This is a genomic window from Microbacterium commune (assembly GCF_014836945.1).
In the GTDB taxonomy this organism is placed as follows: domain Bacteria; phylum Actinomycetota; class Actinomycetes; order Actinomycetales; family Microbacteriaceae; genus Microbacterium; species Microbacterium commune.
On record NZ_JACSPX010000003.1, the window covers coordinates 280722 to 305026 of the forward strand.

Below are 24305 nucleotides of genomic sequence, written 5' to 3' on the forward strand. Positions count from 1 at the left end.
GTGATGCCTCGCCGCTCCGCCCCGACACACTTCCCCGGTGCCGGGTCGAGCGGAGAGGAATCAGAGCCGGAGGTCACGGGAGAACATCATGAGCATCCGCGACATCCACACACCCGTGCTGCTGGAGCGCTGCATCGAGCTGCTCGCACCGGCGCTGCAGCAGGACGGCGCGGTGCTCGTCGACGCCACGCTCGGCATGGGAGGGCACTCCGAGGCCTTCCTGGAGCGCTTTCCCGGCATCCGCCTGATCGGACTCGACCGCGACACCGACGCCCTTCGGATCGCGGGCGAACGGCTGGCGCCCTTCGGCGATCGCGTCACGCTCGTGCACACCGTCTACGACGAGATCGGCCTGCACGCGCAGGGCGCCTCGGCGATCCTGTTCGACCTCGGCGTCTCCTCGCTGCAGCTCGACGAGGCGGAGCGCGGCTTCGCGTACTCGAAGGATGCGCCGCTCGACATGCGGATGGACCAGACGAAGGGGCGCACCGCGGCGACCATCCTCGCCGAGTACAGCGAGGGGCAGCTGCGACGCATCTTCGAGCGCTTCGGCGAGGAGAAGCTCGCTGGCCGGTACGCGCGGTTCATCGTGGCGGCCAGGGAAGAGCATCCGCTCACCCGTTCCGGTGAGCTGGTCGACCTGCTCGTCGCCGCCACGCCCGCAGCGGCGCAGCGCGCCGGGCACCCCGCCAAGCGCGTCTTCCAGGCGCTGCGCATCGAGGTGAACTCCGAACTCAGCGTGCTCGCCGACGCCATCCCCGCGGCGATGGACGCCCTGGTCGTCGGCGGCCGGATCGCCGTCATGGCGTACCAGTCCCTGGAGGACCGCCTCGTCAAGCAGGCGTTCGCGGCGGCATCCAGGTCGACGGCGCCCGCCGGCCTCCCCGTGGAGCTGCCCGAGCACGCTCCCCGCTTCCGCGCCCTGACGAAGGGTGCGGAACTGGCGAGCGACGAAGAGAAGGCGCGCAACCCGCGCGCGATACCCGTGCGGCTGCGCGCCGCTGAGAAGCTGAGGGAGTCGGCATGAGCCTCCAGACCGCGCGCGCCCTGCCGCGCCCCGCACCGCACGTGGACGCACCGCGCGCAGAGCCGTCGCGGCGGCTGACCCCGGTCACCGCGCCCGCGCCCAGACGCCGGCCACGCCTGGGGTACGCCGCCCTCGCCGTCGGCGGTGCACTGGCGATCGGTGCCGCGCAGATGGGCATCTCGCTCGCCACCACTCAGGACGCGTTCGTTCTCGCGGGCCTGAACACCCAGCAGCACGAGCTCGGGCTGCAGAAGCAGTCGCTGCACGAGCAGCTCATCGGCATCAGCTCGCCGCAGTCGCTCGCGCAGAAGGCGGATGCCCTGGGGCTCGTCGTGGCAGGATCCGCGTCGTACCTGCGTCTCAGCGACGGGCAGGTCCTCGGCGCCGGAGACAGCGCCAGCTGGGCATCCACCGTCAACCCGAACGGGGGAACCGCGATCGGCAACGCACTGCTCGCACCGCCGCCGCCACCACCCGCCGCCGACACCGTGCCGGTTCTGGACGCCGCCGCCCCCGCCGACGTCGCAGCTGACGCCGTGGCCGTCCCGTCCGAGCCTGCCGCCCCTCCGGTCGTCACCGGCGGCCTCCCCACCCCCGTCACCCGATAGCCCACGTCACGGAGACGCGAATGACGACTCGAGCCACTCGTTCACAGCGCCGACGCACGGTCGTCGCTCTCGCGGTGATCCTCACGGTTCTCAGCGCCTTCGTGTTCCGCCTCGTCGACATCCAGGTGGTGCACGCCGACGACCACGTCGCCGAGGGGGTGAACACCGGGAATCTCGGATCGACCCAGGTGATCGCCGGGGCGCGCGGAGACATCACCGACGCCACCGGCACCGTACTCGCCTCGAGCGTGCTCGTCTACGACGCCGAGCTGTCCCCGGTGCTCATCCGCCAGTTCGAGGAGCAGACCGACGAGCGGAAGAAGCCGAAGCTCGCGTGGGATGAGGCCAGCGAGCGCATCGCCCGCATCGCGGGCATCAGCGCCGACGGCCTGCGCGAGCGCCTCACCGAGAAGCTCGCCGAGGATCCGGATTCGCAGTACCTCGAACTGGCGAGCGGATTGAGCACCGAGCAGTACCTCGAGCTGCGCTCGCTGAAGGCCGATCAGGGTCTCGCCTATATCGCCATGAAGCCGCGGTCGGTGCGGGTGTACCCGAACGGAGCGGTCGCCGGCAGCACGCTCGGCTTCCTCGACGGATCCGGCGCCCCCCAGTACGGCGTCGAGCGCATCGCGAACGAGTGCCTCACGCCCGAGAACGGCGAGATGACCTACCTCAGCGGTCAGGGCGGTGTGAAGATCCCGGGCAGCGAGCAGATCACGCCCGCCGTCGACGGCGGCACGGTCGAGCTCACCATCAACAGCGACCTGAACTGGTACCTGCAGCAGATGATCGCCGAAGAGGCGCAGAAGCAGGGCGCCCAGAGCGGCACGGTCACCGTCGTCGAGGTGAAGACCGGGAAGATCCGCGCCATGGCGGAGTGGCCGGCGCTCGACCCGAACGACGTCGACAGCGTGCCGGCCCGGCTGTGGAACTCGCAGATCTTCACGTACACCTACGAACCCGGATCGACGTTCAAGCCGATCACCGCGGCGACGCTGCTGGAGGAGAAGGCCGTGACACCCGAGACCACCGTCTCGGCGGAGAGCCGGGAGCGCTTCCCCAACGGCGCGAACATCGGCGACGCCTTCTCGCACCCCCGCTACGACTACACCCTCGCCGGCGCGCTCATCGACTCGTCGAACGTGGCGCTGTCGAAGTTCGGCACGATGGTGTCACCGCAGACCCGCTACGAGTACCTGAAGAAGTTCGGCGTGGGCGAGAAGACCGATGTCGGCTGGTATCTGGAGGAGCCGGGCGGGGTGGCGGCACCGCAGACCTGGGACAACCAGACCCTGTACACGACCACCTTCGGTCAGGCGTTCACCGTCACGCCCGCGCAGGTGGTGCGCGCCTACCAGACCCTCGCGAACGACGGCGAACGGATCGGCCTGAGCCTGATCGAATCCTGCACCGACAGCGACGGCACGGTGCACCGGACCCGCGCCGAGCGCGAGCAGGTCATCTCCGCCGACACCGCCTCCCAGGTCCGTCGCATGCTCGAGAACGTGGCGGTGCAGGGCGGGCTCGCCGACACCATCGCCGTCCCCGGCTACCGGATCGGGTCCAAGACAGGCACCGCGCAGAAGCCGGACGGGCGCGGCGGGTACAAGGCAGGGGTGTACTTCACGAGCATCCTCGGCGTCGCTCCGATCGAGGATCCGCAGTACGTCGTGATGGTCACCCTCGACGAGCCGACTAGGATTACATCGTCCGCGGCGACCGCGCCTGCTCTGCAGAAGGCGCTCACCCAGGTGCTCAAGACCTACCGCGTCGCTCCCTCTTCGCAGCCCATGGACGAGCTGCTTCCGAAATTCGACTAGCCGGCGCTCCGCCGCGCAAGGAGATGCCACATGATCGCCCTTCCGCTCGGTCAGATCGCCGAGATCCTCCGAGGTGAGCTGCGCCTGCACGCCTCCGACACGGCTGACACCGTCGTGGACGGGGTCGTCGACACCGACTCCAGGGAGATGACCCCGGGAGCGATCTTCGTCGCCAAGCCCGGCGAGACCACCGACGGGCACCGGTTCGTGCCGGCCGCCGCCGATGCGGGCGCTGTGCTCGCCATCGTGGAGCGCCCCGTCGAGGCGCCGATCACGCAGATCGTCGTCGCCGATGCCGTCACCGCTCTGGCCGACCTTGCGCGAGAGGTGGTCGCGCGCGTGCGCGCGGCAGGCCGACTGCGGATCGTGGGCATCACCGGCTCGAACGGCAAGACGACGACGAAGAACTTCCTCGCGCGCATCCTGTCGGATGAGGGCGAGACGGTCGCGCCGGTGCGCTCGTACAACAACGAGGTCGGCGCACCGCTGACCATGCTTCGCGTGACCCCTGACACGCGCTACCTGGTCAGCGAGTTCGGCGCCGCCGGGCGCGGCAGCATCGCGCGTCTCGCCGGTCTCGTCGAGCCGGACGTCTCGGTCGTGCTGATGGTCGGTCTGGCGCACGCCGGAGGATTCGGCGGCATCGAGCAGACGGCGCTGGCGAAGTCCGAGCTGGTCTCCGCCGCACGAGCAGACGGGACCGCCGTGCTGAACGTCGACGACCCGCGTGTCTGGGCGATGCGTCGCATCGCCGAGGAGCGGGGCATGTCGGTGGTCGGTTTCGGCCAGCATCCGGATGCCGAGGTCCGCGCCGACCGCATCGAGGTGGCGTCCGACGGCACGACCGCGGCCATCATCGTCGACGGCGAGGAGACGCCGCTGCGGCTGCAGGTGCTCGGAGCGCACCACGTGCACAACGCCCTCGCCGCGATCGCGGCCGCCCGCGTGCTCGGCGTGCCGGTCGCGGACTCGATCAGCCGCCTGGAGACGGTGCGGATCGCCGAGCGCTGGCGCATGCAGCCGATGGGCTCCGACCGCGTGCGCATCATCAACGACGCGTACAACGCCAGCCCCGACTCGATGGCCGCGGCTCTTCGCACGCTCGCGCAGATCTCCGGGCCGGGTGAGCGCACGGTCGCCGTGCTCGGCGCGATGAGCGAGCTCGGCGAGACGGCAGGGGAGGAGCACGATCGCATCGGTCTGCTCGCCGTGCGGCTGAACATCCAGCGGATCGTGGTCGTCGGCCCTGAGGCGAGGCGTCTGTACCTCGCGGCTGTCGGCGAGGGCTCGTGGGACGGCGAGGCCGTGCATCTGCCCGATCAGGACGCGGCGTTCGAGTACCTGAGACACGAGCTGCGGGACGGGGATCGGGTGCTCGTGAAGTCGTCCAACTCCGCCGGGCTCCGCCATCTCGGCGATCGTCTGGGAGAATCGTTCTCGTGAGGTCTTTGTTGATGGCGACCGCGATCTCGCTCGCCTTCTCGCTCTTCCTGACCCCGGTCTTCCTCAAGGTGTTCCGCCGGATCGGCTGGGGGCAGGTCATCCGCACCCCCGACGACATCGCCAACCCGAGCCACGAGGCCAAGCGGGGCACGCCCACGATGGGCGGCGTGATCTTCATCCTCGGCACGATCGTGGGCTACTTCGCCGGCAGCCTGTTCGGCGGCACGACGCCCGCTCTGTCGGCCATCCTCGTGCTGTGGCTGATGGTCGGCTTCGGCGTCGTCGGCTTCATCGACGACTACATGAAGGTCCGCAGTCAGCGCAGTCTCGGGCTCTCGGGCTGGCGCAAGGTCGTCGGACAGCTGCTCGTGCTCGTGCCGTTCGGCATCGTGGCGCTGAACTTCCCCAACCGCCTCGGGCAGTATCCCGCCAGCGGCTACGTCTCGCTGTTCCGCGACATCCCCTGGCTCAACCTGTTCGCGTTCGGGGCGGTGCTCGGCTGGATCCTCTATCTGATCTGGGTCGCCGTGATCGGCGTCGCCACGTCGAACAGCGTGAACCTGACCGACGGGCTCGACGGTCTGGCGGCAGGCGCGGGCGTCTTCGTCGTCGGCGCGTACAGCCTCATCGCGTTCTGGCAGTTCAAGCAGTCGTGCGTGGGATCGCTGCTGGCGCAGGCCGGATGCTACGAGGTGCGCGAGCCCCTCAACCTGGCGACGGTCGCGGCCGCGTTCGCGGGTGGACTGGTCGGGTTCCTGTGGTGGAACGCGCCCAAGGCGAAGGTGTTCATGGGCGACGTCGGATCGATGGCCATCGGAGGCGTCGTGACGGCGATGGCGATCCTCACCCGCACCGAGCTGCTGCTGTTCATCATCGCGGGCATCTTCGTCATCTCCTCCGGCTCGGTCATCCTGCAGCGCCTGTACTTCAAGGTCACCCGCGGCAAGCGCCTGTTCCTGATGAGTCCGTTCCATCACCACCTCGAGATGCGCGGCTGGGCCGAGGTGACGATCGTCGTGCGGCTGTGGATCATCGCCGGGCTCCTCGCCGTGTCCGCCGTCGGACTCTTCTACGTCGACTGGCTGATCCAGGCATGAGCACGCGACTCGACTCGCTCACCAGCTGGCACGCGGACTGGTCGGGGCTGCGCGTCGCCGTGCTCGGCCTGTCGATGACGGGGTTCTCCGCGGCGGACACGCTCACCGAGCTCGGCGCCGATGTGCTCGTGCTCTCGGAAGAGGCCTCGGAGGAGTACGCCCGCCTCGTTCCCGTGATCGGCGCGCGCCTGGAACTCGGCTCGCTGTCGGAGGTGCCGGCGGCACTGAGCGACTTCGCTCCCGATGTCGTCCTCGCCTCGCCCGGCTTCGCGCCGTCGCATCCGGTGATCCGCTGGGCGCAGCAGAACGACATCGCCCTCTGGGGTGACGTCGAGCTGGCCTGGCGGGTGCGCGACAAGGTTCTGCGGGCCGACGGCACCCCGGCCGAATGGGTGCTCATCACCGGGACCAACGGCAAGACCACGACGACGCAGCTCGCTGCGACGCTGCTGCAGGCCGGCGGGCTGCGCGCGGCGCCCTGCGGCAACATCGGCGTCCCGGTGCTCGACGCCGTGCGCGACCCCGGCGGCTTCGACGTCCTCGTGGTCGAGCTGTCGAGTCATCAGCTCTGGTACATCGGGCAGTCGGCGGCGGCCGGGCAGCTCGTGCCGCACGCCGCGGTCTGCCTGAACCTGGCGGACGACCACCTGGTGTGGCACGGCAGCGCAGATGCCTATCGCGAGGCGAAGTCGTTCGTCTACCGCCACACGAAGGTCGCCTGCGTGTACAACAAGGCCGACGCCGCGACCCTGCGCATGGTCGAGGAGGCGGATGTCATCGAGGGCGCCAGGGCGATCGGCTTCGATCTCGGCACCCCCGGGCCCAGTGATCTGGGCGTCGTCGACGGGATCCTCGTCGATCGGGCGTTCCACGACGACAGGCGCAACAGCGCCCTCGAGCTCACGACGGTCGCCGAGCTGCGCGCGGTCGGGCTCGACGCGCCGCACATCGTGCAGAACATCCTCGCGGCATCCGCTCTCGCCCGCTCGCTCGGAGTCGCGCCCTCCGACATCCACGACGCCCTCCAGAGCTTCGCCCTGGACGCGCACCGCATCCAGGTCATCGCCGAGCATCGCGGTGTCCGCTGGATCGACGACTCGAAGGCGACCAACCCGCACGCCGCCGCCTCGTCCCTGCGCGCCTACCCGGGCGCCGTGTGGGTCGTCGGCGGCGACCTGAAGGGCGTCGACCTCGCCGCGCTCGTCGCCGACGCCGGCCGCACGGCCGCTGCGGCGATCGTCATCGGCGTGGAGCGCGCTCCGGTTCTCGCGGCATTCGAGCGACACGCATCGCAGGTGCCCGTCTTCGAGGTCATCCCCGGCGAGACTGGGGAGGTCATGGATCGCGTCGTGGAACTGGCGGCCGGGATCATCGACGGCGAGGGCACGGTGTTGCTGGCCCCCGCCGCGGCATCCTTCGACCAGTTCTCGAGTTACGCGGACCGAGGAGAGCGCTTCGCACAGGCGGTGCGCGGATGGATCGAGCGATCCGGAACGTAGACGGAGAGGGCGGATGACGCAGACGACCAGCCCTCCGAGCGCCGGCGACCGCGGTCTCGCCGCCCGCGTCTCCCTCGGCAGACGGTTCACGCCGCCGACGACGGAGTTCGTGCTCATCGCGTCGACCGCCCTGGTGCTGACCGTCTTCGGATGGGTGATGGTGCTCTCCGCCACCAGCGCGAGGCCCGACCCGTGGGACGGCGCGCTCAAGCAGGGGATCTTCGCGATGCTCGGCATCCCGCTGATGCTGCTGATCAGCAGGATGCCCGTCGCCTTCCTCGGACGGATCGCCTGGCCCGCGCTGATCGGCGCGACCGCGCTGCAGCTGCTCGTGTTCGTGCCGGGCCTTCGCGTGTCGTCGTACGGCAACACGAACTGGGTGAACATCGCCGGTTTCCAGCTGCAGCCCTCTGAATTCCTCAAGCTCGCCCTCGCCCTGTGGATCGCGTTCGTGCTGCTGCGCAAACGCGCGCGCCTGGGCATCTGGCACCACGTGTTCATCCCGGTCGTCCCGGTCTCGATCATGGCCATCGGCACCGTGATCGGCGGGGAGGACCTCGGCACCGCGATGGTCCTCGTGCTGATCGTGCTCGGGGCCCTGTTCTTCGCCGGCGTCAAGCTGCGACTGTTCATCCTTCCCCTGATCGGCGGCATCGTGGCCGTGCTCGGCTACGCGCTCACCAGCGAGAACCGGATGAAGCGCATCCTCTCGGCGTTCAACCCCGAGTCCTGCGACCCGACGAGGGAGTGCTACCAGGCGGTGCACGGGATGTGGGGCATGGCCAACGGCGGGATCTTCGGCGTCGGCCTGGGCAACTCGCAGGAGAAGTACGGCTGGCTGCCCGCCGCGGAGAACGACTACATCTTCGCGATCGTCGGCGAGGAGCTCGGCCTGATCGGCTGCGTTCTGGTGCTCGCGCTGTTCGCGGTGTTCGCGATCGGCGTCTTCCGCATCGTGCGCCGCTCAGCCGACCCCTTCGCGCGGGTCGCCGCCGGCGGCATCGGGGTGTGGATCCTGGGGCAGGCGCTCATCAACATCGGCGTCGTGCTGCGAGTGTTCCCGGTGATGGGCGTGCCGCTGCCGTTCATGTCGCAGGGCGGCAGCGCGCTCATCTCGGTTCTCGCCGCATGCGGTGTGCTGCTGGCCTTCGCACGCACGCTCCCCGCCGCAGAGTCCGATGACCGCGCTCACCCGACGCGCCGGCGGGTCGCGACGACGCAGGGTAGGGTCGCGAAGAGCGATGTACTGAGCGAGCGGAGCGCGACGAAGTGATTTCGTATCTCCTCGCCGGCGGGGGCACCGCCGGCCACGTCAATCCGCTGCTCGCCGTCGCCGACCAGCTGCGTGATCGCGCCGACGGCAACGTGCTGGTGCTCGGCACGAGGGAGGGGCTCGAGGCGCGCCTCGTCCCCGAGCGGGGGTACGAGCTTCTCATCGTCGACAAGGTGCCGTTCCCGCGTCGTCCCGATGGTGCGGCGGTCGTGTTCCCCGCGCGCTTCCAGCGTGCGGTGTCGCAGGTGCGTCAGCACATCCGCAGCCGCGGCGTGGATGTCGTCGTCGGATTCGGCGGCTACGCCTCTGCGCCCGCCTATGTCGCCGCACGGCGCGAACGCATCCCCTTCGTGGTGCACGAGGCGAACGCCAGACCGGGCCTGGCGAACGTGCTCGGCGCCCGCTCGGCGGCCGCTGTGGGCGTCGCATTCGCGGGTACGCCGCTGAAGCGCGGGGAGGTCGTCGGCATGCCGCTGCGCCGCGAGATCGTCGACCTCGACCGCCGGGCGACGCGGGCCGAGGCCGCCGCCCACTTCGGCCTCGACGCGGAGCGTCCTGTGCTGCTTGTCTTCGGCGGGTCGCTGGGCGCCCTGCGCCTCAACGAGGCGATCGCGGACTCGTGGGGCGACGTGCTCTCCGCCGGCTGGCAGCTGCTGCACGCCACGGGCGAGCGCAGCGACCTGGTCGATCCGGGGGTGCCCGGATACGCCATGCGCCGGTACATCGACCGGATGGATCTCGCGTTCGCCCTCGCCGATCTGATCGTGTCGCGCTCGGGCTCGGCGACGGTCAGCGAGGTCAGCGCCCTGGGCATCCCGGCGGTGTACGTGCCGTACGCGGTCGGCAACGGCGAGCAGCGACTGAACGCGGCCTCCGCCGTCGCGGCGGGAGCCGCCGTGCTGCTCGACGACGCGACCTTCGACGGCGAGGTCGTGCGCGAGAAGATCATCCCGCTCCTCCGCGACCGCTCGCGCATCGACGCGATGGCGGCCGCGGCCGTGAGCATCGGCTCCCGCACGGGCACCGAGGACCTCATCGCGCTGATCGATCGCGCGCTCGCTGAAAAGTAGACTGGGAACGACATGATCAGACCCGACCTCTCCCTTCCGATCCCCGACACCATCACCTCCGCGCACTTCATCGGCATCGGTGGTTCCGGTATGAGTGGGCTCGCGAAGATGTTCCTCGATGCGGGCATCCGCGTCTCCGGCTCAGACCGGGCCGACAGCGACAACCTGCGGGCACTCGCTGCCGCGGGGGCCACCGTGCACGTCGGACATGACGCCGCGCACCTCGGCGACGCCGACACGGTCATCCACACCGGGGCGATCTGGCCCGAGAACCCCGAGTTCGTCACCGCGAAGCACCGCGGTCTGCACGTGATCCACCGCTCGCAGGCGCTGCACTGGCTGATCGGCGGGCGCCGCCTCGTCTCCGTCGCCGGTGCGCACGGCAAGACCAGCTCGACCGGCATGCTCGTCACCGCTCTGCAGGCGCTGGGGGCCGACCCGAGCTTCGTCAACGGCGGCGTCATCGAGCAGCTCGGCGTCTCGAGCGGCACGGGGGCCGACGAGCTGTTCGTGATCGAGGCCGACGAGTCAGACGGCACGTTCCTGCTGTACGACACGGCCGTCGCCCTGATCACCAACGTCGATCCCGACCATCTCGACTTCTTCGGGTCCGAGCAGGCGTTCTACGACGCCTTCGTCCGCTTCGGCGACGAGGCGCGACAGGCCGTGGTGATCTCGAGCGACGACCCCGGAGCGCAGCGGGTGCGTGCCGGCCTCAGCCACCGCGCGGTCGTCACGTTCGGGCGCGCGGCGGACGCCGATCTGCGCATCGACGACATCGTCACCACCGGCGGCGCGTCCGCGACACTGGTGCACAAGGGCGAGTCGGTGCGCATGCAGCTGGCCGTCCCCGGCGCGCACAATGCGATCAACGCGGGCGGCGTCGTCGCGGTGCTGCTCACGCTCGGCTACGGGCTGACCGAGGCGGCGCGCGCGGTGGAGGGATTCGCCGGGACGGTGCGCCGGCTCGAGCTGCACGGCGAGGCGCGCGGCGTGCAGGTGTACGACGACTACTCGCACCATCCGACCGAGGTGCGCGCCGCTCTCGAGGCGATGCGCGGGGTCGCGGGCTCCGGTCGCCTGATCGCGATCCAGCAGCCGCACACCTACTCGCGCACGCAGCACATGTTCCGGGAGTTCGCCGCTGTGCTCGAGGAGCTCGCCGATCACACGGTGATGCTCGACGTCTACGGCGCGCGCGAGGACCCGGTGCCCGGGGTGACGGGAGAGCTGGTCAGCGGGGCCTTCGCCGACCAGGCGAACGTGCGCTACGTGCCCGACTGGCAGCAGGCGGCGGACTACACCGCCCGCATCGCCCGCGAGGGCGACTGCGTGGTGACACTGGGCTGCGGAAACGTGTACCAGATCATCCCGCAGGTGCTCGACGCACTGCGCCGCCCCGCCGAGGACTGACGTGCGGCGCCCGGCACCGCTTCCCGTCTCGCCCGAGGAGCCGACTCCGGACGATGTCGCCGACAGCGCATCGCCCGAACGCCGTCGCCGCCCCCTGCTGCGTTTCGGCGCGACGGGGCAGCGCGACGCCGGCACGCGGGTCGGAGCCCCCGACGTCGGCGCCCCGGATGCCGCTGATCCGGACGCTTCTGGAGTGAAGCCCGTCTCGGGCTCCGACAGCGACGGGTACGCCGTGACCGCGGTGATCGAGGACGGCGAACGCGATGCCGGGCAGCCCGCGATGCGCAGCAGCGAAGTCTGGCGCGCCGCGCGCGCACGGCGCAAGGCGCTGCGCGCCGAGATCCGTCGATTCACCCAGCGCTCCCGGCGGCGGCGTCTCGCCGTATGGGGATCGACGGCCGCTCTGGTCGCTCTCGTCCTGGGCAGCATGATCGCGGCGTACAGTCCGCTGTTCTCGGTGGAGAAGATCACCGTCGCCGGCGCGACGAGCATCGATCCGGCCGCCGTGCAGCGATCGCTGTCCGACCAGATCGGCGCGCCGCTCGCGCTGGTCGACGCGGACCGCGTGGCGTCGGCGCTGGCGGAGTTCCCGATCATCGAGTCCTACGCCCTTGAGGTCCGCCCGCCGCGCGAGCTGCTGGTGCGCATCGTGGAGCGCACACCGGTGGGAGCGATCCGCGACGGCGACGCCTACTCGGTGGTCGACGCCGCCGGCGTGGTGCTCTCGACGAGTGCGGAACGGCCCGAGAGCACTCCGGAGCTCGACATCACCGGCGGTCTCGACTCGGCCGCGTTCCACAGCGCGGGACTGGTCATGCGGTCGCTGCCCGCCGACCTGCGCGCGACGGTGACTCAGGTGCGTGCGGCCTCCGGCGATGATGTGACGCTCAGCCTCGCCGACGGCAAGACGATCGTCTGGGGGAGTGAGCAGGACTCGGCTCGCAAGGCCGCGGTGCTGGTTCGCCTGATCGCCGCCGCGCCCCAGTCGAGCACGTTCGACGTGTCGTCTCCGACCGTTCCTGTGGTGGGTTGAGGGCAGATCGCGGCGACACGCCGTGTCGGTGCGCGCGCATGACGGTGTTGCGCATAGCGTCGTTGACGAGAACGCAATACCGGGAAACAGTTTAACCCTCTCGTTGAGGTTTAAGGTTTATCCCTCGTCAGGCTCGAATAACGGAGGCCGGCCATGAGCCAGAACCAGAACTACCTCGCCGTGATCAAGGTCGTCGGCGTCGGCGGTGGCGGCGTCAACGCCGTCAACCGCATGATCGAGCTCGGACTCCGCGGAGTCGAGTTCATCGCCGTCAACACCGACGCCCAGGCGCTGCTGATGAGCGACGCCGACGTCAAGCTCGACGTGGGCCGTGAGCTCACTCGCGGCCTCGGCGCCGGAGCCGATCCCGAGGTGGGCCGTCGGGCCGCCGAGGACCACGCCGAGGAGATCGAGCAGGCGCTCACCGGCGCCGACATGGTCTTCGTCACCGCCGGAGAGGGCGGCGGCACCGGCACGGGCGGCGCACCCGTGGTCGCGCGGATTGCGAAGTCGATCGGCGCGCTGACCATCGGCGTCGTGACCAAGCCGTTCTCGTTCGAGGGTCGTCGCCGCCAGAGCCAGGCCGAGGCCGGCGTCGCGAAGCTGAAGGAGGAGGTCGACACCCTCATCGTGGTGCCGAACGACAGGCTCCTCGAGATCAGCGATCGCGGCATCTCCATGATCGAGGCCTTCGCAACCGCCGACCAGGTGCTGCTCGCCGGTGTGCAGGGCATCACCGACCTCATCACCACCCCGGGTCTGATCAACCTCGACTTCGCCGATGTGAAGTCGGTCATGCAAGGAGCCGGTTCCGCGCTCATGGGCATCGGCTCGGCGCGCGGCGCCGACCGTGCCATCAAGGCGGCCGAGCTCGCCGTCGAGTCCCCGCTGCTGGAGGCTTCGATCGAGGGCGCCCACGGTGTGCTGCTGTCGATCCAGGGTGGCTCGAACCTCGGCATCTTCGAGATCCACGATGCAGCCGACCTCGTCAAGGAGGCCGCGCACCCGGAGGCCAACATCATCTTCGGAACGGTCATCGACGACAGTCTCGGCGACGAGGTGCGCGTCACGGTGATCGCCGCCGGCTTCGACGGCGGCGAGCCCGCTGCGCGGCTGGAGCCGATGGTCGTGGAGCGTCCGGCGGCCAACCCGCTGCCTGAGGTGCGCCTGGACGAGAAGGCCGCCGAGGAGCGCCCCGAGCCGGCCAGGCCGGCTGCGACGCCCGCGCCGGTGGCATCCAGCATCGAGCCGGCGTTCTCTGACGACGACATCGACATCCCCGAGTTCCTGAAGTGACGCTCAGCGCGCGGCTGTCGGCGATAGACGAGCGCATCGCCGACGCCGCGCGCCGGGCAGGCCGGGATCCGGGTGAGATCACCCGGATCGTGGTGACGAAGTTCCACCCCGCCTCCCTGGTGCGTGAGCTGCACGAGCTCGGTGTGACCGACGTCGGCGAGAACCGCCAGCAGGAGACGACGGCCAAGCGTGCCGCTCTCGACGGGCTCGGCGTACGCTGGCACTTCATCGGCCAGGCGCAGACGAACAAGGCCGCAGCGATCCGTCGGGACGCGGACGTCGTCCACTCCGTCGATCGCGTGAAGCTCGCGGACGCGCTGCATCGGGCCGATGTCGACGGAGACCCACTGGATGTGCTCGTGCAGGTCAACCTGACCGAGGACACCGGCCGAGGCGGCAGTGCGCTCGGTGACGCCGAGGCGCTGACCGAGCACGTCCTCTCCCTCCCGTCGCTCCGGCTCCGAGGCGTCATGGCGGTCGCCCCGCTCGACGAGGAGCCGTCTCGCGCCTTCGCACGGCTGCGCGACGTCGCCGATCGCGTGCGTGCCCTCGCCCCCGCGGCCACCTGGATCTCAGCCGGGATGACCGGAGATTTCGAGGCGGCGATCGACGCGGGCGCGACACACCTGCGGATCGGTTCCGCAATCACAGGACCGCGCCCCGACCGGGGTTAGCCTTTCAACCAGACCAGCCCGAACGTTCGAACCGGAGGACACGATGGGTAACCCGCTGAAGAAGACCATGGTGTATCTCGGCCTCGCCGACGAGGAAGAGGTCTATGAGGAGGAGGCCGCGCCGACGCCGGCCCGAGCCACGCGTGAGAAGCACGAGGTGATCGAACGCGACGAGACCGCACCGGCCCCCGTCACGCCGCTGCGTCGTCCGACGGCTGTTCGTCAGCCCGCGGCGGGCTCGGTCAACGAGATCCTCACCGTGCACCCCAAGCAGTACCGCGACGCGCAGATCATCGCCGAGAACTTCCGCGAGGGCGTGCCGGTGATCATCAACCTGTCGCAGATGAGCGACGCCGACGCGCGCCGTCTCATCGATTTCGCCAGCGGGCTCTCGCTCGGTCTGTACGGCCGCATCGAGCGCGTCACGAGCAAGGTCTTCCTGCTCTCGCCGGAGAACATCGCAGTATCCGGCCAGGGCGGCCTCGCGCAGGCGGATTCCGCCTCGTTCGACTCCTGATCCGTGGGAGCGATACTCAGCATCATCGGCGGCATCGCCGAGCTCGTGCTGACTCTGTACGTGCTCGTGCTGATCGCGCGGCTCGTGCTCGAGTACATCCCGCTGTTCAACCGGTCGTGGCGTCCGAAGGGGGCCGGGCTGGTCGCGGCGGAGCTCGTGTACACCGTGACCGACCCGCCGATCCGCTTCTTCCGCAGGCTCGTGCCGCCGCTGCGCCTCGGGACGATCGCGCTGGATTTCGGGTTCATGCTGACCATGCTCAGCGTGTTCATCCTGATGGCGGTCGTCCGGGCGCTGACCTGAGCGACTGAGCGCGCGAGCGTCGCGCCGCTCAGACTGGGGGACTATGCTTGGCTCCCAGACGCGCGCCCCGGGTACGCGTCGAATGAACCACACCGCCGGCTCTCAGCGACTGGCAACCGAACTCATCGAAAGAGGAGCCACCCATGGCACTTACCCCGGATGACGTCGTCCACAAGGAGTTCCAGCACGTCCGATTCAAGGATGGCTTCGACCCCGAAGAGGTCGACGACTACCTCGACGAGATCGTCGTTGAATGGCGCAAGACCATCGAGGAGAACAACGAGCTGAAGGCCAAGCTCGCGGCGTACGAGTCCGGCGAGAACGCCCCGGCTCCCGCCGCAGCGCCGACGCCCGCTCCCGCTCAGGCCGCCGAGGGATCGCCCGTCGGCACCTCCGCCGGCATAATCGAGCTCGCCCAGCGTCTGCACGACGAGCACGTCGCCGAGGGTGAGGCCAAGCGCAAGCAGCTCATCGAGGAAGCCGAGACCGAGGTCGCACGCATCCGCACCGAGGCCGAGGCGAAGCAGCGCGAGGAAGCAGCGCGACTCGAGCGCGAGCGCAACATGCTCGAGGGTCGCATCACCGAGCTGCGCGAGTTCGAGCGCGACTACCGCGGCAAGCTCCGCGCGATGATCGAGGGGCAGCTGCGCGACCTCGACCAGAAGTCCTCGACGGACTCGACGCCCGTCTCCGCCATCGGCCTGTAGGTCACCTTTGGCAGGACGTCGTCCCCTTCGTCGGTCGGCGGCCGGCATGATCGTCGCGTCTCTCGCGGCCGTCGTGCTGGTCGCCGATCAGTCTGTGAAGCACCTCACCATCGAGAACCTGCCGAAGCATGAGGCTGTGCCCGTGCTCGGTGAGTTCCTGCAGCTCTACTACATCCGCAACTCCGGCGCCGCGTTCTCGATCGGCGCGGAGGTCACCTGGATCTTCACGATCGCCATGGCCGTCGTGGCCGGGATCATCGTCTGGAAGGCGTTCCAGGTCCACTCCCGCCTCTGGGCGGTGGTGCTCGGGTGCCTGCTCGGCGGTGTGCTGGGCAATCTCACGGATCGGGTGCTGCGCGAACCCGGATTCGCCGTGGGCCACGTCGTCGACATGATCTCGATGCCGTGGATGCTGCCCGCGATCTTCAATGTCGCCGACATCTTCATCGTCTCGGGGATGATCTCGGTCGCCCTGCTCGTCGTCTTCGGGCTGCGTCTCGACGGTACGCGCGAGCGCGATCATGCGCAGAGTGCGGATGACGCGACGCAGAACGGCCACGAGGGCGCCGCCGCGTCAGCGGAGATCTGACCGTGCAGTCCCGCAGTCTTCCCGTCCCCGACGGGCTCGACGGTCAGCGCGTCGACGCCGCCCTGGCCAAGATGCTCGGTTTCTCGCGCACCTTCGCGGCCGAGGTCGCGGAAGCGGGCGGTGTCACCCTCGACGGCGTCTCGCTCGGAAAGTCGGATCGACTGCGTGCGGGCGGCTGGCTCGATGTGAGCTGGTCGCCGAAGGAGGAGCCGAGGATCGAGCCCATCGCGGTGCCCGAGCTCGGGATCGTCCACGACGATGACGACATCGTCGTGGTCGACAAGCCGACCGGCGTCGCCGCTCATCCCTCGATCGGGTGGGAGGGGCCGACCGTGGTCGGTGCTCTCGCCGCGGCGGGATTCCGCGTCGCGACCAGCGGAGCGCCCGAACGTCAGGGGGTCGTGCACCGCCTCGACGTGGGCACGAGCGGTCTCATGGTCGTGGCGAAGACCGAGAGCGCGTACACCGTTCTCAAGCGCGCGTTCAAGGACCGCACGGTCGAGAAGATCTACCACGCTGTGGTGCAGGGGCATCCGGATCCGCTCGCGGGCACGATCGATGCGCCGATCGGCCGCCACCCCAACCACAGCTGGAAGTTCGCCGTCGTGCCGGACGGCAAGCCGTCGGTCACCCACTACGAGACGCTCGAGGCGTTCCCCGGCGCCTCCCTGCTCGAGATCCATCTCGAGACGGGCCGCACGCATCAGATCCGCGTGCACATGGCCGCGCACCGGCATCCCTGCGTCGGCGATCCGCTCTACGGCTCCGACCCGACCCTGTCGGCCAGACTCGGTCTCACCAGGCAGTGGCTGCACGCGCATCAGCTCGCCTTCACGCATCCGACGACCGGTCAGTGGGTGCGGTTCGACTCGCCTTATCCCGCGGACTTCCGTCACGCGCTCGACGTGCTGGATCCGGGTCGCGACGCGGACTGACGCGACTCGACCTCAGGCTCTGACGCGACCGCCGCGGAAGGTCGCCGGGTCGTCCTCCGCCATCGCCAGAGCGATGCTGCGCACATGCGCATGGTCGACGTCACCCATCGCCGCCAGGTCGTAGAAGCCCACCTCGGTCAGCTCCCCGTCGGCTGGGTACGGGTCGCCCGAGACCCAGGTGCAGCGGAAGACCAGATCGAGGTAGTCGACCTGGTCTCCGTTGGCGTAGGTCACCCGCGGCATCTGCTGCACCAGCGCAAGACGGTCCACCGAGACGACGACGCCGGCCTCTTCGAGGCACTCGCGCGCGGCGGCGTCGGCCGGTTCCTCCCCGGGTTCGACGATGCCCGAGATCGCCTGCCAGGCACCGTTGTCGGCGCGCTTGCCCAGCAGCACCTTCTCGTCGCGGAAGACGATCGCGGTGGCGCCGACCAGGGGCAGTGGTGCGGTGCCGATGTGCTTCCGCAGCGCGAGGACGAATTCAGGAGTGGCCATGCCGTTCAGCGTATCGAGGGCGCGTCGACGCGGGCGTCGGAGGGGCCTCGTAGACTCGATGCATGGCCTCCGATTCCTTCGTGCACCTGCATGTCCACAGCGAGTACTCCATGCTGGACGGTGCGGCGAAGATCAACTCGATGACGCAGGCCGCGGCCGACTACGGGATGCCGGCGATCGCCGTCACCGACCACGGGAACACGTTCGCGGCGTTCGAGTTCTACAACGCCGCGAACGCCGCGGGCATCAAGCCGATCATCGGACTCGAGGCCTACGTCACCCCGGGAACGCACCGCAGCGACAAGTCGCGCGTGGCGTGGGGAACGGCCGATCAGAAGAGCGACGACGTCTCCGGATCGGGTGCGTACACGCACACCACGCTGTGGAGCGAGACCACCGCCGGGATGCACAACCTGTTCCGACTGAGCTCGCTCTCGAGCATCGAGGGCTACTACTTCAAGCCCCGCATGGACCGCGAGCTGCTGCAGACCTACGGCAAGGGCCTGATCGCGACCACGGGATGCCCGTCGGGCGAGATCCAGACCCGCCTGCGACTCGGGCAGTACGACGCGGCGCGGGCTGCGGCCGCCGAGTTCCAGGACATCTTCGGCAAGGAGAACTACTTCGCCGAGATCATGGACCACGGCCTCTCCATCGAACGTCGGGTGATCAGCGACCTGCTGCGGCTGTCGAAAGACCTGGACATCCCTCTCGTCGCGACGAACGACTCCCACTACACGCACCAGCACGAGGCGGATGCGCACGAGGCGCTGCTCTGCGTGCAGTCCGGCTCGACGATGGACGATCCGAATCGATTCAAGTTCGACGGCGACGGCTACTACATCAAGACGGCGCAGGAGATGCGCCAGATGTTCCGCGACCACCCCGAGGCGTGCGACAACACGCTGCTCATCGCTGAGCGCTGCCAGGTCGAATTCGACACCAAGGCCAACTACATGCCCCGCTTCCCGGTGCCGGACGGCGAGACGGAGGACAGCTGGCTGGTGAAGGAGGTCGAGAAGGGCCTGCACTACCGGTACCCGAACGGCATCCCCGACAGGGTGCGCAAGCAGGCCGAGTACGAGACGGGGATCATCCTGCAGATGGGGTTCCCCGGGTACTTCCTCGTCGTCGCCGACTTCATCAACTGGGCCAAGGACCACGGCATCCGGGTCGGTCCCGGCCGTGGCTCCGGTGCCGGGTCGATGGTCGCGTACGCGATGAAGATCACCGACCTCGATCCGCTCGAGCACGGCCTCATCTTCGAGCGCTTCCTCAACCCCGACCGCGTCTCGATGCCCGACTTCGACGTCGACTTCGACGACCGGCGCCGCGGTGAGGTGATCGAGTACGTGACGCAGAAGTACGGCTCCGAGCGCGTCGCCCAGATCGTCACCTACGGCACGATCAAGTCCAAGCAGGCGCTGAAGGACGCCGGGCGCGTGCTCGGCTACCCGTTCAGCATGGGAGACCGGCTCACCAAGGCGATGCCGCCCGCGGTGATGGGCAAGGACATGCCGCTCAGCGGCATGTACGACAGTGCGCACCCGCGCTACAAGGAGGCGAGCGAGTTCCGCGCGCTGATCGACACCGACACCGACGCCAAGCGGGTCTTCGATCGCGCTCTCGGACTCGAGGGGCTGAAGAGGCAATGGGGCGTGCACGCGGCCGGCGTGATCATGTCATCGCACCCGCTGATCGACATCATCCCGATCATGAAGCGCGAGCAGGACGGTCAGATCGTCACCCAGTTCGACTACCCGTCGTGCGAGTCGCTCGGTCTGATCAAGATGGACTTCCTGGGGCTGCGCAACCTCACGATCATCTCGGACGCGCTCGACAACATCCGCATGAACAGGGGAGAGGAGCTCGATCTCGAGCACCTCGGTCTCGAGGACCGCGCCGTCTACGACCTGCTGGCCCGCGGCGACACGCTGGGCGTGTTCCAGCTCGACAGCCCGCCGCTGCGCTCGCTGATGCGGCTGATGAAGCCCGACAACTTCGCCGACATCTCGGCGCTCATCGCGCTGTACCGACCGGGACCGATGGGCGCCAACTCGCACACGAACTACGCGCTGCGCAAGAACGGTCTGCAGGAGATCACGCCCATCCACCCCGAGCTGGAAGAGCCGCTGGCCGACATCCTGCAGGAGTCCTACGGTCTGATCATCTATCAGGAGCAGGTCATGGCCATCGCGCAGAAGGTCGCCGGGTTCAGCCTCGGCCAGGCCGACATCCTGCGTCGCGCGATGGGCAAGAAGAAGAAGTCCGAACTCGACAAGCAGTACGAGGGCTTCTCCGGCGGCATGAAGGAGCGCGGCTTCGGCGAAGGAGCCGTCAAGGCGCTGTGGGACATCCTGCTGCCGTTCTCCGACTACGCCTTCAACAAAGCGCACTCCGCCGCGTACGGACTCGTGTCGTACTGGACCGCGTACCTCAAGGCGCACTACCCGGCTGAGTACATGGCGGCTCTGCTGACCAGCGTGGGCGACTCGAAGGACAAGATGGCGCTCTACCTGAACGAGTGCCGCCGCATGGGCATCCGGGTGCTGCCGCCGGATGTGTCGGAGTCGATCAACTTCTTCGCGGCCGTCGGCGAGGACATCCGCTTCGGTCTCGGCGCGGTGCGCAACGTCGGCAGCAACGTCGTCGACGGGATCGTCGCGTCCCGCAAGGACGGGCCGTTCACCTCGTTCCACGACTTCCTGGGCAAGGTGCCGCTGCATGTCTCGAACAAGCGCACCGTCGAGTCGCTGATCAAGGCGGGCGCGTTCGACTCGATGGGCGACACCCGCCGCGCGCTGATGGAGATCCACGAAGACGCCGTCGAGGCCGCCGTCGACCGCAAGCGGAACGAGGCGCAGGGCGCGATCGGCTTCGACTTCGACAGCCTCTACGACGAGATGGAGGAGGCGGCGCCCGCGAAGGTGCCCGATCGTCCAGAGTGGACGAAGAAGGACAAGCTGGCCTTCGAGCGCGAGATGCTCGGACTGTACGTCTCCGATCACCCGCTGGCGGGGCTCGAGGTCCCGCTCGCCAAGCACGCCTCGATCTCGATCAACGGACTGCTCACCTCGGAGGACCTGCAGGACGGCGACCAGGTCACCGTGGCCGGGCTCGTGACCAGCGTGCAGCACCGCGTGGCCAAGGCCAGCGGCAATCCGTACGGCATGATCACCGTCGAGGACTTCAACGGCGAGGTGACGATCATGTTCATGGGCAAGACGTACACCGAGTTCCAGCACACCCTGCAGCAGGATGCCATCCTCGCCGTGCGAGGCCGCGTCTCCCGCCGTGACGACGGGCTCAATCTGCATGCGCAGTCGGCCTTCGCGCCGGACGTCGGCTCGTTCGACGCCGCCGGCCCCCTCTCGCTGCTGGTCGCCGAGCAGCGGGCGACGGAACGGGTCATGACGGACCTGGCCGACGTGCTGCGCCGCCATGCCGGTGATACCGAGGTGCTGCTGCGCGTGCACCGCGGCAGCGCCGCGAAGGTGTTCGAGGTGCCGATGCCCGTGAAGGTGTCCGCCGACCTGTTCGGCGACCTCAAATCGCTGCTGGGCCCCGCCTGTCTGGGCTGAGCGCACGGCCTCGGGGCGACGCATCGAACTCCCGGGTGCGGTGAGTAGGATCGTGACTCGCGTGGCCACCCACCACGAACGAAAGGACCCTCGATGAGCTTCGACAGTCCCGGCAGCGCCCCCGGCGACGCCTCGGCAGACGAGCCTCGCCTGCGCGCCGACGCGCGCACCGGGGCCGACATCGACCCGGACGGCATCGACCGGGATGACGACGGAGTCCTCTACGAGGACCAGGTCCAGCCGGAGTACGGCATCCTCGGCTTCACGCTGCGCGAGATCATCATCATCGGCGCCTGGCTGATCGGCTTCGTGGCCTCGTTCTTCCCGATCGGTCCGATCGGCGACACCGTGTGGACATCGGGCATCCACTGGATCCTGATGATGGGAGTGCCGACGGTGGCCGTCTTCCTCGTCGTGCTGCGCCGATTCTCACCGGACGGGATCCGCCGGGTGGGGTCTCTGGGCATCGACCAGTTCGCGTCCGTCGCGGCTGCTGTCGCCGCCGTCTCGTGGGCCCAGGTGCTCTGGCAGCAGGTCGCCGCCACCATCGAGACCGGCGTGCTGCTCATCGGCTGGGTCGCCGTGGTGGGTCAGCTGGCCACGCTCGTGCTGGTGGCCGCGACGGTGTTCGCCCCCCTGCTGCCTCGGCTGCGAGAGGACTTCCACGGCCGCCTGGAGACGCTCGCGCACCGGAACGCGAACCCCGTCCGACCCGTCATCGCGCGTCCGCGCGCGGAGCGCGAAGCCGTTCCGTCAGCGGTGCCCCCGGCCGGCGCCGTCCGACCGGACGATGCTGACGGCCCCGCAGCGGCGCCGCCCGCAGCCGCCGAGCCGAGGGTGGAGACCGCACTGACGATGGTCATCCCGCGCACGGCGTCGGATGCGGATGCCCTGGATCGGGCATCCGCATCGGATCACCTCTCCGCTCCGGATGCCGAGGACGCGGACTCCACGCTGACCGCGGCCGCGCCGATCGCGCAGCCTGCCCAGCCGGTGCCTGTCCAGCCGGCGCCGGTCCAGCCGGCGGCCGTCGAGCCCGCGTTTGTCGAGCCGGCGCCCGTCGAGTCGCAGCCCGTCGAGCCGGCGCCTGTCGAGCCGGCGCCCGACGAGCCGGCGTCTGTCGAGCCGGAAGCGACCTCGACGTCGGAGCCGGCGGCACCCGCGCCGCAGCCCGTCGTGTCCGACCACCGAGACGACGACACCGAGGTGCTGTACAACACCGCCGCTGTCGAAGCGCTGCAGAGCATCTTCGCCGACGACACTCCCGACTCAAATCGGACGGTCGAGCACAACACCGCGCCAGACGGCGTGGCCGGCCCGGCCACGTCGGCGGTCGACGATGCGGACGAGCAGCCGCTGCGGCGCACGCGCGGCGAGCAGTCCGCCGAGCCCGACCACCTCGGTCAGCCCGAGCCGTTCTGGATCCTGGCGCCCACCGAGCGCGACGTGCTCGACGAGCGAGGCCATCCGCTGTTCCGGATCGGGCCGACGGCGTGGGCGCTCGCGATCGAGGATCGGGGCGGGGCGTTCGTCGTGCGACATGAGGACGGCCGCATCGGCTACCTCCACGACATCTTCGACATCACGAAAGGCTGAGCGCGTGCGCACGATCGATCTCCGAGGGCAGTCCCTCTCACCCTCCGACATGCTCGCGGCCGTGCCGCGTGCCACCCAGGCCCGCGCCGAGGCGCTCGAGGCCGCTGCCGCGATCGTCGAGGCCGTGCGCACCACGGGTGAGGCCGCCCTGCGTGAGCAGGCCGAGCGCTTCGACGGGGTGAGCGGTCACGCCATCCGCGTCCCCGCCGAGCACGTCGCCGAAGCCGCGGCCTCGGTGGATCCGGCGGTGCGCTCCGCCCTCGAAGCCGCCATCGACCGCGTCCGCCGTGGCTCGGCGGCGCAGGTCCCCGCCTCGCAGACCACCGACATCGGGCCGGGCGCGAGGATCACCCAGCGGTGGCAGCCCGTCACCCGCGCGGGGGTGTACATCCCCGGTGGCAAGGCGCCGCTGGCATCCAGCGTCGTGATGAACGTCGTGCCCGCACAGGTCGCGGGCGTCACCTCGATCGCCCTCGCCTCCCCGCCCCAGGCCGCGCACGGCGGACGGGTGCACCCCACGATCCTCGCGGCGGCATCCCTCCTCGGCATCGACGAGATCTACGCGATCGGCGGTGCCGGCGCGATCGGCGCGCTCGCTCACGGCGTCGCCGACCTGGGACTCGACCCGGTCGATGTCGTGTCCGGGCCAGGCAACAACTACGTCGCCTCGGCGAAGCGGGTCGTCGCCGGCGTCGTCGGAACCGACTCCGAGGCCGGCGCGACCGAGATCCTCGTGGTCGCCGATGCGTCGGCGGATGCCGCCCTCATCGCGGCTGACCTGATCAGCCAGGCCGAGCACGACGAGCAGGCGTCAGCGGTGCTGGTGACGGATTCGGTCGAGCTCGCCGAGCAGGTCGCCTCAGCCGTCGCCGACCTCGCCGCGACCACCGCGCATGCCGCGCGCGTCGCCGAGGCCCTCGCCGGGCCGCAGTCGGCCATCGTGCTCGTCGACGATCGGGCGATGGCGGAGGCGTTCAGCAATGCGTACGCGCCGGAGCACCTCGAGCTGCACCTCGCAGACGCGTCCGCCGCGGCCGAGCGCTTCACGAGCGCCGGCGCCGTGTTCGTCGGCGACCAGACGCCGGTGAGTCTCGGCGATTACATGGCCGGCAGCAATCACGTGCTGCCCACCGGGGGACAGGCCCGGTACGCGGCCGGACTCGGCGCGTACACGTTCCTGCGACCGCAGCAGGTCATCGAGTACGACCACGCCGCCCTCGCCGAGGTGCGGGCCGGGGTCGTCGCCCTCGCGAACGCGGAGATCCTGCCCGCACACGGCGACGCCGTCGAGGCGCGCTTCGCCGACACCTCCCGGTGAGCCGAGAGCGA

The 24305-nt window shown here is 69.6% G+C and carries 21 protein-coding genes; 20 read left to right on the forward strand and 1 reads right to left on the reverse strand.

Translation table 11 applies throughout. The features are described from left to right. The first annotated feature begins 88 nt into the window (after positions 1-88). The 17 genes from rsmH to H9633_RS11595 all read left to right on the forward strand — a co-directional run bounded on the left by rsmH (position 89) and on the right by H9633_RS11595 (position 17304). Positions 89-1027: a 16S rRNA (cytosine(1402)-N(4))-methyltransferase RsmH gene (rsmH, locus tag H9633_RS11515; RefSeq protein ID WP_071642523.1), complete on the forward strand. Its 939-nt coding sequence runs from the start codon at positions 89-91 to the stop codon at positions 1025-1027. Continuing rightward, on the forward strand, positions 1024-1635 hold the full coding sequence (locus H9633_RS11520) for a hypothetical protein (protein ID WP_225211529.1): 612 nt from the start codon (positions 1024-1026) through the stop codon (positions 1633-1635). Before rsmH ends, H9633_RS11520 begins: the two co-directional genes overlap by 4 nt. Positions 1636-1655: 20 nt before the next feature. Then, complete coding sequence (locus H9633_RS11525) at positions 1656-3455, forward strand: peptidoglycan D,D-transpeptidase FtsI family protein (protein WP_191713262.1); 1800 nt, start codon at positions 1656-1658, stop codon at positions 3453-3455. Between the two features lie 30 nt (positions 3456-3485). Then, a complete protein-coding gene (locus tag H9633_RS11530; protein ID WP_191713263.1) occupies positions 3486-4898 on the forward strand; it encodes a UDP-N-acetylmuramoyl-tripeptide--D-alanyl-D-alanine ligase in 1413 nt (470 codons plus the stop codon). After that, positions 4895-5995 (forward strand): phospho-N-acetylmuramoyl-pentapeptide-transferase, encoded by a 1101-nt coding sequence (gene mraY, locus H9633_RS11535; protein ID WP_191713264.1) that lies wholly within the window; start codon positions 4895-4897, stop codon positions 5993-5995. Before H9633_RS11530 ends, mraY begins: the two co-directional genes overlap by 4 nt. Beyond that, a complete protein-coding gene (gene murD, locus H9633_RS11540; protein ID WP_191713265.1) occupies positions 5992-7494 on the forward strand; it encodes a UDP-N-acetylmuramoyl-L-alanine--D-glutamate ligase in 1503 nt (500 codons plus the stop codon). The genes mraY and murD overlap by 4 nt, the downstream gene beginning before the upstream one ends. Positions 7495-7507: 13 nt before the next feature. Next, positions 7508-8767, forward strand: coding sequence for a peptidoglycan glycosyltransferase FtsW (locus H9633_RS11545; protein ID WP_191713266.1), 1260 nt, complete (start codon positions 7508-7510; stop codon positions 8765-8767). After that, positions 8764-9837 carry a UDP-N-acetylglucosamine--N-acetylmuramyl-(pentapeptide) pyrophosphoryl-undecaprenol N-acetylglucosamine transferase gene (locus tag H9633_RS11550; RefSeq protein WP_191713267.1) on the forward strand — a complete coding sequence of 358 codons (1074 nt, stop codon included), beginning with the start codon at positions 8764-8766 and terminating at the stop codon, positions 9835-9837. The genes H9633_RS11545 and H9633_RS11550 overlap by 4 nt, the downstream gene beginning before the upstream one ends. A 12-nt stretch (positions 9838-9849) precedes the next feature. After that, on the forward strand, positions 9850-11250 hold the full coding sequence (gene murC, locus H9633_RS11555; protein WP_191713268.1) for a UDP-N-acetylmuramate--L-alanine ligase: 1401 nt from the start codon (positions 9850-9852) through the stop codon (positions 11248-11250). Position 11251: 1 nt separating this feature from the next. Further along, positions 11252-12283 (forward strand): FtsQ-type POTRA domain-containing protein, encoded by a 1032-nt coding sequence (locus H9633_RS11560; protein ID WP_318247270.1) that lies wholly within the window; start codon positions 11252-11254, stop codon positions 12281-12283. A 153-nt stretch (positions 12284-12436) separates the two neighbouring features. Next, positions 12437-13579, forward strand: coding sequence for a cell division protein FtsZ (gene ftsZ, locus H9633_RS11565; RefSeq protein ID WP_071642543.1), 1143 nt, complete (start codon positions 12437-12439; stop codon positions 13577-13579). Further along, the gene (locus H9633_RS11570) at positions 13576-14253 is read left to right on the forward strand and encodes a YggS family pyridoxal phosphate-dependent enzyme (protein WP_191713269.1); all 678 of its coding nucleotides are present in this window, start codon (positions 13576-13578) and stop codon (positions 14251-14253) included. The genes ftsZ and H9633_RS11570 overlap by 4 nt, the downstream gene beginning before the upstream one ends. A 43-nt stretch (positions 14254-14296) precedes the next feature. Further along, positions 14297-14770 carry a cell division protein SepF gene (locus tag H9633_RS11575; RefSeq protein ID WP_071642547.1) on the forward strand — a complete coding sequence of 158 codons (474 nt, stop codon included), beginning with the start codon at positions 14297-14299 and terminating at the stop codon, positions 14768-14770. Between the two features lie 3 nt (positions 14771-14773). Next, complete coding sequence (locus H9633_RS11580; RefSeq protein ID WP_071642549.1) at positions 14774-15073, forward strand: YggT family protein; 300 nt, start codon at positions 14774-14776, stop codon at positions 15071-15073. A 143-nt stretch (positions 15074-15216) separates the two neighbouring features. Next, positions 15217-15780, forward strand: a complete 564-nt coding sequence (locus H9633_RS11585) for a DivIVA domain-containing protein (protein WP_071642551.1) — start codon at positions 15217-15219, stop codon at positions 15778-15780. 46 nt (positions 15781-15826) lie between these two features. After that, positions 15827-16369: a signal peptidase II gene (gene lspA / locus H9633_RS11590; RefSeq protein WP_191713270.1), complete on the forward strand. Its 543-nt coding sequence runs from the start codon at positions 15827-15829 to the stop codon at positions 16367-16369. Between the two features lie 2 nt (positions 16370-16371). Further along, positions 16372-17304: an RluA family pseudouridine synthase gene (locus tag H9633_RS11595; RefSeq protein WP_071642555.1), complete on the forward strand. Its 933-nt coding sequence runs from the start codon at positions 16372-16374 to the stop codon at positions 17302-17304. A 12-nt stretch (positions 17305-17316) separates the two neighbouring features. Here the strand turns inward: H9633_RS11595 and H9633_RS11600 are convergent, their stop codons facing one another. After that, complete coding sequence (locus H9633_RS11600; protein ID WP_071642558.1) at positions 17317-17799, reverse strand: NUDIX hydrolase; 483 nt, start codon at positions 17797-17799, stop codon at positions 17317-17319. A gap of 62 nt (positions 17800-17861) precedes the next feature. On the opposite strand from H9633_RS11600, the gene dnaE reads away from it, so the two are divergent. The 3 genes from dnaE (at position 17862) to hisD (ending at position 24294) form a co-directional block, all read left to right on the forward strand. Beyond that, positions 17862-21380, forward strand: coding sequence for a DNA polymerase III subunit alpha (gene dnaE / locus H9633_RS11605; RefSeq protein WP_071642560.1), 3519 nt, complete (start codon positions 17862-17864; stop codon positions 21378-21380). Between the two features lie 93 nt (positions 21381-21473). Further along, entirely contained in the window at positions 21474-22976 is a 1503-nt protein-coding gene (locus tag H9633_RS11610; protein WP_225211422.1) for a hypothetical protein, read from the forward strand. A gap of 4 nt (positions 22977-22980) precedes the next feature. Next, on the forward strand, positions 22981-24294 hold the full coding sequence (gene hisD / locus H9633_RS11615) for a histidinol dehydrogenase (RefSeq protein WP_318247271.1): 1314 nt from the start codon (positions 22981-22983) through the stop codon (positions 24292-24294). Positions 24295-24305 lie beyond the last annotated feature (11 nt).

What these genes read in the sequence shown, in the direction of transcription:
- lspA (WP_191713270.1), top strand. Translation starts at nt 15,827, where the DNA reads ATGATCGTCGCGTCTCTCGCGGCCGTCGTGCTGGTCGCCGATCAGTCT.
- H9633_RS11610 (WP_225211422.1), top strand. Translation starts at nt 21,474, where the DNA reads ATGAGCTTCGACAGTCCCGGCAGCGCCCCCGGCGACGCCTCGGCAGAC.
- H9633_RS11530 (WP_191713263.1), top strand. Translation starts at nt 3,486, where the DNA reads ATGATCGCCCTTCCGCTCGGTCAGATCGCCGAGATCCTCCGAGGTGAG.
- H9633_RS11600 (WP_071642558.1), bottom strand. Translation starts at nt 17,799, where the DNA reads ATGGCCACTCCTGAATTCGTCCTCGCGCTGCGGAAGCACATCGGCACC.
- dnaE (WP_071642560.1), top strand. Translation starts at nt 17,862, where the DNA reads ATGGCCTCCGATTCCTTCGTGCACCTGCATGTCCACAGCGAGTACTCC.
- H9633_RS11545 (WP_191713266.1), top strand. Translation starts at nt 7,508, where the DNA reads ATGACGCAGACGACCAGCCCTCCGAGCGCCGGCGACCGCGGTCTCGCC.
- murD (WP_191713265.1), top strand. Translation starts at nt 5,992, where the DNA reads ATGAGCACGCGACTCGACTCGCTCACCAGCTGGCACGCGGACTGGTCG.
- H9633_RS11575 (WP_071642547.1), top strand. Translation starts at nt 14,297, where the DNA reads ATGGGTAACCCGCTGAAGAAGACCATGGTGTATCTCGGCCTCGCCGAC.
- H9633_RS11525 (WP_191713262.1), top strand. Translation starts at nt 1,656, where the DNA reads ATGACGACTCGAGCCACTCGTTCACAGCGCCGACGCACGGTCGTCGCT.
- rsmH (WP_071642523.1), top strand. Translation starts at nt 89, where the DNA reads ATGAGCATCCGCGACATCCACACACCCGTGCTGCTGGAGCGCTGCATC.
- H9633_RS11520 (WP_225211529.1), top strand. Translation starts at nt 1,024, where the DNA reads ATGAGCCTCCAGACCGCGCGCGCCCTGCCGCGCCCCGCACCGCACGTG.
- H9633_RS11585 (WP_071642551.1), top strand. Translation starts at nt 15,217, where the DNA reads ATGGCACTTACCCCGGATGACGTCGTCCACAAGGAGTTCCAGCACGTC.
- murC (WP_191713268.1), top strand. Translation starts at nt 9,850, where the DNA reads ATGATCAGACCCGACCTCTCCCTTCCGATCCCCGACACCATCACCTCC.
- ftsZ (WP_071642543.1), top strand. Translation starts at nt 12,437, where the DNA reads ATGAGCCAGAACCAGAACTACCTCGCCGTGATCAAGGTCGTCGGCGTC.